General features: G+C 53.2%; 10 protein-coding genes. 8 read left to right on the plus strand and 2 right to left on the minus strand.

What is annotated here, in order from left to right:
* Nucleotides 1-65 precede the first annotated feature (65 nt).
* Nucleotides 66-608 (minus strand): outer membrane beta-barrel protein, encoded by a 543-nt coding sequence (locus tag BUE76_RS03835; protein WP_083596664.1) that lies wholly within the window; start codon nt 606-608, stop codon nt 66-68.
* Nucleotides 609-871: 263 nt separating this feature from the next.
* Between BUE76_RS03835 and BUE76_RS03840 the strand changes: the two genes are divergently transcribed.
* The 6 genes from BUE76_RS03840 (at nt 872) to BUE76_RS03865 (ending at nt 9,054) form a co-directional block, all read left to right on the plus strand.
* Entirely contained in the window at nt 872-1,192 is a 321-nt protein-coding gene (locus tag BUE76_RS03840; protein WP_073046817.1) for a hypothetical protein, read from the plus strand.
* Nucleotides 1,193-1,407: 215 nt separating this feature from the next.
* The gene (locus BUE76_RS03845; RefSeq protein WP_245798412.1) at nt 1,408-2,151 is read left to right on the plus strand and encodes an RNA polymerase sigma-70 factor; all 744 of its coding nucleotides are present in this window, start codon (nt 1,408-1,410) and stop codon (nt 2,149-2,151) included.
* Nucleotides 2,148-3,125 (plus strand): FecR domain-containing protein, encoded by a 978-nt coding sequence (locus BUE76_RS03850; protein WP_073046811.1) that lies wholly within the window; start codon nt 2,148-2,150, stop codon nt 3,123-3,125. The genes BUE76_RS03845 and BUE76_RS03850 overlap by 4 nt, the downstream gene beginning before the upstream one ends.
* Before the next feature lie 282 nt (nt 3,126-3,407).
* Nucleotides 3,408-5,225 (plus strand): STN domain-containing protein, encoded by a 1,818-nt coding sequence (locus BUE76_RS03855; protein ID WP_073046808.1) that lies wholly within the window; start codon nt 3,408-3,410, stop codon nt 5,223-5,225.
* Nucleotides 5,226-5,802: 577 nt separating this feature from the next.
* The gene (locus BUE76_RS03860) at nt 5,803-8,142 is read left to right on the plus strand and encodes a TonB-dependent receptor (protein ID WP_073047024.1); all 2,340 of its coding nucleotides are present in this window, start codon (nt 5,803-5,805) and stop codon (nt 8,140-8,142) included.
* 198 nt (nt 8,143-8,340) lie between these two features.
* On the plus strand, nt 8,341-9,054 hold the full coding sequence (locus BUE76_RS03865; RefSeq protein WP_073046806.1) for a head GIN domain-containing protein: 714 nt from the start codon (nt 8,341-8,343) through the stop codon (nt 9,052-9,054).
* A 368-nt stretch (nt 9,055-9,422) separates the two neighbouring features.
* On the opposite strand, the gene BUE76_RS03870 is transcribed toward BUE76_RS03865, so the two are convergent.
* Nucleotides 9,423-9,896, minus strand: a complete 474-nt coding sequence (locus BUE76_RS03870) for a VOC family protein (protein ID WP_073047021.1) — start codon at nt 9,894-9,896, stop codon at nt 9,423-9,425.
* A gap of 127 nt (nt 9,897-10,023) precedes the next feature.
* Here BUE76_RS03870 and BUE76_RS03875 point away from each other — a divergent pair, with 127 nt between their 5' ends.
* Together BUE76_RS03875 and BUE76_RS03880 are read left to right on the plus strand one after the other, a co-directional pair.
* Complete coding sequence (locus BUE76_RS03875) at nt 10,024-10,728, plus strand: response regulator transcription factor (protein WP_073046804.1); 705 nt, start codon at nt 10,024-10,026, stop codon at nt 10,726-10,728.
* Entirely contained in the window at nt 10,712-12,073 is a 1,362-nt protein-coding gene (locus BUE76_RS03880; RefSeq protein ID WP_073046801.1) for a sensor histidine kinase, read from the plus strand. The genes BUE76_RS03875 and BUE76_RS03880 overlap by 17 nt, the downstream gene beginning before the upstream one ends.
* Nucleotides 12,074-12,429: the final 356 nt, after the last annotated feature.

Genomic DNA, 12,429 nt, shown 5'->3' on the forward strand with positions numbered 1-12,429 from the left:
ATAAGTATGACCCTAATTGCTGTTGGCCTGGTTACCTGTAACCGGCGACTTGCAACCCGCCCTTCTTACCTGCCCGTTGCCGCTGCCACCTGTGCACGGCTCAGGTACACCTGGAAGCCTATTTTCAGGCTGAGGCCACCGGTGCCATCCTGGTTTTCAAAAGCGGTATGGTCATAACCGATCAAACCTTCCAGTGCTACGTTGCGGTTGAGGAAGGCCGCTGCGCCACCGCCCAGGAAATAGTTGGTGCCGGTAAAGCTGTTGGAAGTTGTTGGTGTTTTCGTTTTATAGGAGGTAAAATTCAGGTTGCCTTGTACCAGGGGCCGTAGCATACCAGTACCGAAATAATAACGGGCAAAAGGACCGATACCAAAGCCGGTGGATTTCACATCCCCGGTTTTTGAATAGTCAAGGCCAATATTGGCGCCCGCCGCGAAATTGTTGGCGAAAAAATAACCCACCATGGGTGTTACGTTGATCGAGGAGTTGTCCTTGGCGGTGTTTACTTCCAGGTTGCCCCCAATCAATGAACTGCCTTTTTCCGTTTGTGCCGATGCTGCCTGGTGCAGGAGGATGCCCAGGGCAAGTAGTGTAATCATTCTTTTCATAACAACTATTTAGGTATGAAGGCTATCCATATGTGTACCAAAAAGACGGGAATGACGAAAGAGACAGGAAAGACGGAAAAGAATGGGGGATGAATGGCAGGTCATACACAATATGAGGTTGATGCTGAACAAAATATAACGGCCGGGCTTTTTCGTTTGTGGAATGCAGTTACCCATATGCGCAGGGCGTTTGTAGCCAGGGCGGGGTATTGCCGCAACACCATGGCTGCTAATTTGCATGGGCTTCCCCAAAATCATTGTACATGAAAAGCAAAAACATCCTGTGGGCACTTGTGCTCCTCTTCAACCTGGCAGCCATGCCCTTTGCCGCTAATGCCAGCGAAACCCCCAAGGAAAAGAAACCCCTGACCGAAGCACAGCAGGCCCGCATCGACCAGATGATCCGCCGCGTGGAGGAAATCAAGAAGATGGACCGCAGCAAGCTGTCGAAGGAAGAGCGCAAGGACATCAAGAAAGAGCTGAAAGAAATGAATGCTGAAGCCAAGGCCATCCGGGGCCAGGGCGTGTACCTGTCGTTAGGTGCCATCATTATCATCATCCTGTTGCTTATCCTCCTGCTTTAATGGATGATTGCACCCGGTGGAGCGGTGCAGCAACAGTTCAATCAAAGGGCATCGGGGCCACCCGCAACAGCGGTGTGCCCCGGTGCCCTTGCTTTTTACAGGCCTGCCTGCCCGTTCATCCATTTGCGCTTGCAGCTTCCAAAAAAATATTTCAACATTTGCGCCCGGCAAATAGGGGTAAAGGCTTCCTGGGTTGTCATCATAAAAAAGCAACCTTGTCCCAAGCTGCCCTCCATACTGCTCCTTATCCAACGCTGCGCATGGAACTAAGCGAAACCAGGCTCATTGCCCTGTTGGCAAAGCGCGACGAAGCTGCTTTTGAACAGGTTTTTAAAACCCACTTTAAAAACCTGCATGCTTATGCCTGTTCTATCCTCAAAGATGACATAGCTGCCGAAGAGATGGTGCAGAACGTTTTCTGCAAGGTGTGGGAGCGTGCCGATACCCTCAGCATCGGCGGCTCGCTGGCAGCCTACCTCTACCGGGCCGTGAACAATGAAAGCCTCAACTACCTCAAACACCAGAAAGTAAAGGCGGCCCATGCCCTCCATGTGGCTTACGTAGGCGGCGAGCAAAGGGAAACCCCTTCCCGGCTGATGCAGGCCAAGGAGCTGGAAAGCCGCCTTCACCGGGCCCTCAACGACCTGCCCGAACAATGCCGCACCATTTTTCAATTGAGCCGCTTCGAGGAGCTTCGCTACCGCGAGATCGCCGACCGCATGGGCCTGTCGGTAAAAACGGTGGAAAACCAGATGGGCAAAGCCCTCCGCATCCTTCGCGAAAAGCTGGCCGACCTGCTGCCGCTGGTGATATGGGTGCTGCTTAATTTCTTTGCAGTAAAATCCATTGGAACCACGGAGCCAGCAAGTGCACAAAGATCCACGGTTATGCTGTGTAACTCCGTGCCGAAAGTGACGCTGTGGTTCCAGTTTGCTAATACCCTAAATCCTACCCGGTGAGCCCTCAGTTTAACGATACCATCCACGACCTGCTGGTGAAATACCTGCTGGGTGAGGCGAGCCCGGAAGAGCAGGCACAGGTAAGGGCATGGATTGCCGAAAGCCCCGAGCACGAAAGGGAGTACCGCCACTTCAAAACCCTGTGGGAAGAAAGCCGCAAGCTGGCCGCCGCCACAGCCGTCGATACCGATGCTGCCTGGCTGCGGATGAAGGCCCGCCTGCACGCACAAACGGCTACCCCTGCACCAGTGGTAACAATGCACGGCATGGGTTCTTGGATGCGTATTGCTGCCCTGTTCATCCTCCTGGCCGGTGGGCTGTGGTGGTGGACACAAAGGGAAGCGCCCGTGCAAAGCCTCGCCATCAATACAACGAAGGAGGCAAAAAAAGACACCCTGCCCGACGGATCGATAGTAACACTGAATAAAAATTCGCAACTCACCTACCCATCCCGCTTCAAGGGCGACAGCCGTTCCATTGCATTGAAAGGCGAAGCCTTTTTTGAAGTAACACCCAATAAGGAAAAGCCATTCGTCATTGCTGTAAATGATATAACGGTGCGGGTGGTGGGCACATCCTTCAATATCCGCAGCGAAGGTGGCAAAACAGAAGTGATCGTGGAAACCGGCATCGTGCAGGTGATCCGTGGCGGTAAGATGGTGGAACTAAGACCAAAGGAAAGGCTTGCCGTGGCGTCCCAGGATTCGGTACTGCAGAAAGCACCAGTTGAAGACGCGTTGTACAACTACTACCGTACCCGCACATTTGTGTGCGACAATACACCCTTGTGGAAACTGGTGGAAGTACTCAACGAAGCTTACGATACCCGTATCACCATCGGCCGCAACGAATTGCGGGGCCTGCCGCTCACCGTCACCTTCAACAACGAATCGCTTGACCAGGTGTTGCAGGTGATCAGCGAAACCTTCAGCATTGAAGTGGTGCGCAAAAACGAGGAGATCGTTTTACAATAAGCACTTTTTGGAACCACGAAGGCTCAAAGGGACAAAGGAAACACGAAGGAAATCAAGAATGCAAAAAGTATATACGCACTCCTGTAGTCATCGCTCTACAGGAGGGATTGGGTGAAGCTTGCATAGCAATACTGCTTTTTTATACCAGGATGTCAGCTGCATCGGGATTGACAAAGCATTATCAAATAAAGTCGATCCAACAATCCTTTATTATCCTTCGTGCTCCTTCGTCCCTTAGTGTCTTTGTGGTGCAACAAACCCTACAACCAAACAAAAACTATTATGAGCAAGATATTCACCCTCCTCATGGCACTCCTGTGCATAACCGGTTTGCAGGCACAAAGCAACCTCGATAAGGTGGTGCCTTTGAATGTAAACCGTCAGCGCCTCGACCAGGTGCTGGAGATCCTGAGCAACCGCGGCAACTTCTACTTCTCCTATAATTCCAGTATCGTTAAGCGCGATAGCCTGGTGAGTATTGCTGCTACCAACAGGTCGGTGCGGCAGGTGCTGGACCAGCTGTTTGCCGATGATTACGAATTTCGCGAAAGCGGCAACTACATCATCATCCGCAAGGCACCGGTAAAGCTTACCATTGTTACCAATAAAGCCGTTACGGAAAACAACCAGTACGTAGTAACGGGTTATGTACTCGATGATCATACGGGCATGCAGATACAGAATGCAAGCATTTATGAAAAGCGCCTGTTGCTGTCTACCCTTACCAATGATAAAGGCTATTTCAAAATGCGGTTCAAGAACAAAGTAAGCAGGGCCGCACTTACCGTGAGCAAGGAGTACTATGAAGACACTACCGTTGTGATTGAACCCAGGTTCAACCAGCAGATCACCGTAACCTTATTGCCTGCCGGTGCGGCTGATGTGACCATCATCAAGCCCGAAGATTATTTTGTTCCCGACTCGCTGCGGGTGCGGGTAACCACACCTTCCGGCATTACCGAGTACACCTATATCAAGCAGGATTCGGCAAGGGTAGAGAAGACCGCCATGGGCAAGTTCCTGGTATCCTCTGCACAACGCATACAGTCCATCAACCTCAAACGCTTTTTTACCGACCGGCCTTTCCAGTTATCCTTTACGCCGGGACTGAGTACCCATGGTAAAATGAGTGGGCAGGTGATCAACAATTTTTCCCTCAACGTGCTGGGTGGCTACTCGGGTGGCGTGAATGGTTTGGAAGTGGGCGGCCTCTTTAACATCGATAAAAAAGATGCGCGCTATGTGCAGGTTGCAGGCCTCTTCAACATTGTTGGCGGCAATGTACAGGGCGTACAGGTGGGTGGCATCACCAATACCGTGCTGGGCGCCGTGGCGGGTGTGCAGGTAGGCGGTATTACCAACTATGTACGCAAGGATTTTACCGGTGTACAAATTGGTGGGGTGTACAATCATACCGCTGGTTTTATGCATGGTGTTCAGATTGGTGGTGTGGGCAATTTCAGCAGGGAAAGAACAAGCGGCCTGCAGATCGGCGGTGTGGGCAATATTGCCAACCGCGATATGCACGGGGTGCAGGTTGGTGGCGTGTTCAACTATGCCAAAAGGCTTAAAGGTGTACAGATTGGTTTGATCAATATTGCCGACACATCCGATGGTTTGAGCATCGGCCTGATCACGGTGGTGTTGAAAGGTTACCATAAGCTGGCCTTTTCGGCCAATGAGGTAACAAACCTCAACGCGGCATTTAAAACAGGCAATCACCGCCTGTACAATATCCTGCAGGCGGGCATGAATGTACAACCCGACCAGAAAGCCTACAGCTTTGGTTATGGCCTGGGTAGTGAATGGCGCATCGGCCGCTTGTTTTCCATCAACCCCGAGGTAACGGGCAACTACCTGTACCTCGGCAACTGGGATGATGTGAATATCCTGGGCAGGGCTGCACTCAATTTTAATTTCAAACTGGGCAAGTATGTTTCGCTTTTCGGCGGCCCTGTGTTCAATGCCTACTATACCGAGCAAACTGCCGGTTATAGCAGTTATCGATTCCCGCTTCCCCCATCCAGTTACCGCACGCACAACCTGTATGATGATACCAGGGGCTGGATTGGCTGGCAGGCGGGGTTTAGTATTTTTTAGCTGGTGGCTTGTTGCAGGTAACGTTGTGTGTGGTACTTTGACTTGTGTTACTGCCGCACCGCTTCAACCGTGTGCTTGTGTACCGTCATTGCGAAGCGCCAGTATTGTTCTGTATTTCAAACCAGCTTGCGGCGCTGAAGCAATCCCCTACACCTATAGGTTCACAATTGTACTGGTTTGATGTATTACAGCGGCAGGAGATTGCTTCGGCGCGCAGGTGTGCTGAAAATTGTAAGTGTTGCAGCGCCTCGCAATGACGCTGCGCTTGGGTGCAGCTTTGGTCATGCATACGCTAAACTTGCAGGTGATTAACTGAAGCCTTCTTTACAGTACCCCTGCATTCAAATGCTTTGTCATGGCCCATCCCCCGCGATAACAAAATCCTAACAGAAATAATTTTCCAAAACATAGGGGTAAAGAATAAGTGGGTTGTCATTATCACAAAGGCAATAAAATGACACCCCAACCAAAACCAAACAAGAACGGAACTGCTGTACCTTCTTTCCCGTTTTTTCATCACCGTTCAGCAACCGGTGATGCAAGTATCCAGTCCAAAAAAGCAATCCAATTTCATTGCTTGCAGGCATTGTTTTTACTGCTGCTTTGCACGGTGCTTACCAGCCTGCAGGCCCAGATGACCCAGCAGGTACGCGGCACCATCACCGATGTGGTATTGCAAACACCGGTAGCCGGCGCCACTGTTTCCATACCTGCCCTGCACCGGCAGGTTACCACCGATGCGCAAGGTAGCTTCCGCTTCGCAGATGTGCCGGTAGGACAGCAACACCTGCAGGTATCCCATGTGGGTTACAAACCCCTTGCACTCGATAATATCAACGTGATTGCCGGCAAGGAAACGGTGCTCACGCTGGCGATGGAATCGCTGGTGCACCAGGAGCGCGAACTGGTGCTGCGTGCGGCGGGCAAACGCAACCGCCCCCTGAATGATATGAGCGCCGTTAGTGCCCGTGCATTTACTGTTGAAGAAACACAGAAGTACGCCGCATCCATCAACGACCCGCTGCGTATGGCTACCGGCTTCCCCGGTGTGATGGCTGCCAACGATGGCAACAACGATATCATCATCCGTGGCAATGCACCCACCGGGTTGTTGTGGCGCATGGAAGGCGTGGACATTCCCAACCCCAACCACTTCAGCCAGGCGGGCAGCAGCGGTGGCGGTATCTCCATCCTCAGTGCGCAACTGCTTTCCAACTCCGATTTTGTTACCGGTGCCTTTGCCTCCGAGTACGGCAATGCCCTCAGTGGTGTGTTCGACCTCAAGCTGCGCAAGGGGAATAACGAAAAAAGGGAATACTCGTTCCAGGCTGGTGTGCTGGGACTGAACGCCGCTGCGGAAGGTCCCATTGCGGCGCCTTTTTACAAGGGTTCCTACGTAATCAACTATCGCTATTCCACCCTGCAGTTGCTCAAGAAAATGGGTGTGGAAATAGCCGGCGGCGCCACCAATTTCCAGGACCTTTCCTACAATATTTACCTGCCTACCACCAACCTGGGCACCTTCACGGTATTTGGCTTTGGTGGTTTGAGCTCCCAGGATGATGAAGCCGAAACCGACCCCGCCAAGTGGGAGCACAGCTACGACCGGTATGCGTCCCGGTTTATTTCCAACACCGGTATGAGCGGCATCACGCACAGCATGCTGCTGGGCAGCAAAACCCACCTGAAATCGGCCCTGGCTTATTCCATCAACCGGATCGGGTACAACGAAACACATGTGGAAGACGACCTGTCGGTAGTACCCAGCTACAAGGAGGCCTATACCACCCGCAAGCTGACCTTTACCACCACGGCCAACCACCGCATCAACAACCGCCACACCTTGCGCGCCGGTGCCATCGTCAACCGCATTGGTTTTAATTTTTACCGGCTTTCGAAGGAAAACCCGAACGCGGACCTGAAGGAAACCATCAATACCGATGGCGGCACCCAAACGGTGCAGGGCTTTGCACAGTGGCAGTACAAGCCTGCCGACAACCTGACCTTCAATGCCGGTGCGCACTACCTCACGTTGTTGCTTAACCGAACTGCCGCCGTTGAGCCCAGGGCATCGGTAAAATGGGATATGAGCCGCCGCAGCAGCCTTGCCTTTGGCTTTGGGCAGCACAGCCAGGTACAGGCCATGGGCGTGTACCTTGCGCAGGCCGCCGATGCAGAAGGCAAGCCCGTGCAACCCAATAAAGACCTGGATCTGACAAAAGCCCGGCACTATGTATTGTCGCACCAGTATGCGCTGGCAAAGAACCTGCGCCTGAAAACGGAATTGTACTACCAGCAGCTGTTCAACGTGCCGGTTAGCGCCGATCCTGCAAAGACTTTCTCTACCCTCAATATCCAGGGCGATTATATCACCGAAGCTTTGGTAAACAAGGGCAGGGGCCGCAATTATGGTGTTGAAATTTCGCTGGAAAAATACCTGAGCAACCAGTTCTATTATACCCTGAGTAATTCGTTGTACCAGTCGAAGTACACCGCGCTGGACGGTGTGGAGCGCAACACCCGCTTCAATGGCGGCCATATCAGCACCCTGCTGATGGGTAAGGAGTTTGTGCGCAGCAACCAGCGCAAGACCTATGGCATCCATATCAAAACCATTTATGCCGGGGGGCTGCGTACCACGCCCATCGATGTGGCACGCTCGCAGCAGGAAGGCTATACCATCTTCAAAGAAAAGGAAGCCTTCAGCCTGCAGAACAGCCCTTATTTCCGTACCGACCTGCGCCTGAGCATCCGCTGGAACCGCGACCGCCGCACCAGCACCCTGTCGCTCGATATACAGAACCTCACAAACAGGCTCAATGCCTTCAACCAGTGGTTTGATGCGGAGCAGGGACAGGTGATCAACAACTACCAGAACGGGCTGATACCGGTGCTGAATTATAAGATCGAATTCTAAATGTTTTGCCACCAAGACACTAAGACGCAAAGAGGCACAAAGAAGAAGTTTTTAAAACACGGTAAGCTTTGCTACAACCCTCCAGGAACAACCTAAAGCAGCATAGTTGGCCTTACATAATCCTTAGTGCATCCTTAATGCCTTTGTGCCTTAGTGGCCTCAACCCAAACAATCAAACAACCCCCAAAACCTTATTGTATGAAACAAGTATTTGTGGCCGCCACAGGCCTCCTGTTGACCCTTGCTTTTGCCTCCTGCCAGAAGATCACCGCCGATGGGCCCATGCGCACCGAAGAGCGCTCTGTGCGTAATTTTTCCGGTATCGACCTGCGGGTAAATGCCGATGTCAATTACCGCCAGGCCGATGAATACAAAATGGAAGTGCGGGCGCAGGATGAAGTGCTGCGGGCGCTGGAAACCTATGAAAGCAACGGCAAGCTGGTGATCAGGTATGAAACAGGTGAGAAAGTGTGGAAACACGACGGCATCACCATTACGGTGAGCAGCCCCGACCTGCGCAACCTGCGGGTAAGCGGCTCGGGTGATATCCGCACCACCGGCAATATCAATGCTGCGGATATGGAACTGGACATCAGCGGGTCGGGTGATATTACCATCGACCAGCTCAGTACCGGCGATATCGATGCTACCGTTAGCGGCTCTGGGGATATCAAAGTGCTGCAGGGCAGTGCCGATGAAGAAAGCTTGCGCATCAGCGGCAGCGGCGACATTGACCTCACCAATGTTACGGCACGCAAGGCCACCACCCGCACCAGCGGTTCGGGCAGCACCCGGGTACGTGTATCCGAAAGGCTGGATGTAACCATCTCGGGCAGCGGTTCGGTGTACTACTGGGGCAACCCGCTGATCAGCGCCAGCATATCGGGTTCGGGTAAGGTGAGGCCGCAGTAAGGCAAATGCAGTGCACTTGCGGGTTGCTATGTGGACGTAGCATCTCCTTATCTCACCAAAGACCCCGTGTATAGCCGGAGATGCTGAAACAAGTTCGGCATGACAGTGCACTTAGATCTTGTCATGCCGATGTATGTCGGCATCTCCTTATCTCACCGGAGATTTTGTGTATGGCAGGAGATGCCGAAACAAGTTCGGCATGACAGTGCACTTAGGTCTTGTCATGCCGACGTAGGTCGGCATCTCCTGCCTTCTTCAGCATACCCGTTCAAAGAAAGAAAAGCTGCACGGGTCTTGAACTAAAAAGGCAAAAGGGTTATCCATTTTTGCCTTTTTAGTTTTGCCTTTTGCCTTGCATAAACGCCGTCTTACCTCCCATAAAAAGCATCTTCCAGCACCTGCATATCCAACTTCACCATACCCCATAGCGCCTGCATCATCCGGTCTTTTGCCGCCTGGTCGGGTTGCTGCATCAGGGTGCCCAGGTTGTGGGGTATGATCTGCCAGCACAGCCCGTAGCGGTCCTGCACCCAGCCGCAGGCCATTTCCCTGCCGCCATCGGCAAGTGCCGCCCAGTAGCGGTCGATCTCTTCCTGGTTCTGGCAGCTGGCCATGAACGAAGTGGCAGGGGTGAACTGGTGCTGCGGCCCGCCGTTGAGGCCGATGAACTGCATGCCCATTACGGTAAAGCTGACGGTCATGGCCGTGCCCTCGGGCATGGGTGCATTTTTGCCATAACGGGCGATTCCGCCCATCTTGCTGTCGCGGAACAAACCGGTATAAAAAAGGGCGGCTTCCTCGGCCTGCACGTTGAACCATAGAAAAGGGGTGATCTGTTGCATAAAAGGGTTTGGTACAAACCTAAGGTTTTCGGGCGCTGCGGCACTTTTTGCCTGCAATCCTGTTAATGCTGCAACCAGGAGGGCCTTTGGGCTGTTACCTTAACTTTGACCGCCTACAACCCTTAACATGCGATTTTTACTGGTAGAAGATGAACCCAATGTAGCTTCGGTGGTAAAGCGTACCCTTGAAGAAGACCAATACGAAGTGGTGGTGGCACCCGATGGCACCACCGCGTGGGAATATATCTCCCAATTTTCCTACGACCTCTTCCTGTTTGATGTGATGCTTCCCGGCATTAATGGCATGGAACTGTGCCGGCGCTGCCGCAGCAGGGGCCTGCAAACACCCATTCTCATGCTCACCGCGCTGGGCACTTCCGATAACGTGGTGATGGGCCTCGACAGCGGCGCCGACGATTACCTGATAAAACCTTTCAACCTGGGTGAGCTGAAAGCCCGCATCCGCTCACTGCTGCGGCGCCAGCCCGCAGGCGAAGCGGCAGCTACGCCGGCACGCAATACCCGCAGCTTTGCGGATGTGGTGATGGACCAGGAGGAAAAACAGGTTACCCGCAATGGCCAGCTCATTGAGCTAACAGCTACCGAGTACCGGCTGCTGGAATATTTCCTGCGCAACCCCCGCAAGGTGCTGTCGCGCATGGACCTGCTGGAGCAGGTATGGGGTTATGATTTCAACATGAACACCAAGGTGGTGGATGTATACATCAACTACCTGCGGCGTAAGCTGGAAAAAGGCGGCGCTGCCCGCATCATCCATACGGTGGTGGGTATGGGTTATATCCTGAAGGAGGTGTATGAAGATTCAAATTAAGATCACCCTGCTCTTTACCCTGGTATGCACCTTCATCGTGGTGGTGCTGTGCTGCGCCATCTATTTTTTCAGCTACAACAGGGCCTTCCAGGATTTTTATACCCGCTTGGAGCTGCGGGCCACCATTGCCGCCAAGGCCAACCTCGATACGGGGCAGGCCAATACGCAGGCTTTCGAGGAGATCCGCAAGGCTTACCTGCAAAGGCTGCCCAACGAGCAGGAGCACATCATCCGCCGCGATACCCTGGAGGCTTTTATGCGCCAGCCCGATGGCAGGCTGCTGCCGCCTGAATTTTACACGGCGGTGCTTCGCGATGGTGGCGCCTCGTACCGGCAGGACTACCGTTTTTTCAAAGCCATCTATTACCAGAACAGCTCCGGCGATTATGTCATCATCCTTTCGGCGGTCAACACTTTTGCCCGAAACTTTCTCAACAACCTCAAAACCATCCTGGTGCTGGCCACCCTGCTGAGCATAGTGGTGATTGTAACGGTGGGGCTGGTATTTTCAAGGCAGGTGCTGGCACCCATCCGCCGCATTACGCAGGAGGTAAATAATATCAGCGCCACTTCGCTCAACAAGCGGCTGCCCCATAAAGACGGCAAGGACGAGATCACCGAACTCACCAACACCTTCAACAATATGCTGGGCAGGCTGGAGGCTTCTTTTGCCTCGCAAAACAATTTTGTGAGCAATGCCTCGCACGAGCTGAACACCCCGCTCACGGCCATCATGGGCGAAACGGAGTTCCTGCTGTCGCGCCGCCGCGATGTGGCCCAGTACGAGCAGGGCCTGCAGGTGGTGCTGGCACAGGCGGGCAAGCTGCGCAACATCACCCGCAGCCTGCTGGAACTGGCCCAGTCGGGGTTCAGGGGCAGCCTGGCTTTTGAAACCATCAAGGTGGCCGAACTGCTGCGCAACGTGGAGCAGGTGGCCCGCAGCATCTACCCCGAGTGCAAGCTGGTAACCGACTTCAGCCTGGCGCCCGCCAACCTCAATACCATACAGATACAGGGCAGCTTCCAGCTGCTGGAGCTCTGTATTTCCAATATCACCCTCAACGCCTGCAAATATGCCAACGGCAAGCAGGTAACCCTGGCACTGGGCGCCACCGACCGCCACGTGCTGTTCATCATCCGCGACCGCGGCATCGGCATTCCTGAAAGGGATATGCCCCACATCTTCGATCCTTTCTTCAGGGCTTCCAATGCGCAGGGCTCCAACGGCTATGGCATCGGCCTGCCGCTGGCACAAAACATCATCCGCCTGCACCAGGGCACCATCCATGTAGGCTCGCGGGAAGACCAGGGAACGGAAGTGGTGGTAAGGATACCGAGGAGTTGAATTTTTTTGCTCCAAGGGATGTTGAAAATCAGGAGCAGGAGGAGCAAGGGTTGTGTATATTTACGTGCAGTGTACTCACCACCCTAACCCGCGGCAAAGGCGCCGCACAGGTAAAGGGCTACACCTTCAATGTAGGCCAAACACCCAGAAACCCTACTTTTGCCTCCCGCTTCCAAGGGTAGCTCGGTTTGCGGTATTTGTTCCACTAAACCTTTCTGTTCGCATAGAAAAAGCCACCGAATGGTGGCTGCTTTTGTTCGGTTAAGTTGCGGCTTTACGCAAGCAACTATTTTTAAACCGCAATGAGTGAGTTGTGAAAATCAGCAGGTTAGAAAAATGAGGAAAGTTTATAATTG

Source organism: Cnuella takakiae (assembly GCF_001953305.1).
Taxonomy (GTDB): Bacteria; Bacteroidota; Bacteroidia; order Chitinophagales; family Chitinophagaceae; genus Flavisolibacter; species Flavisolibacter takakiae.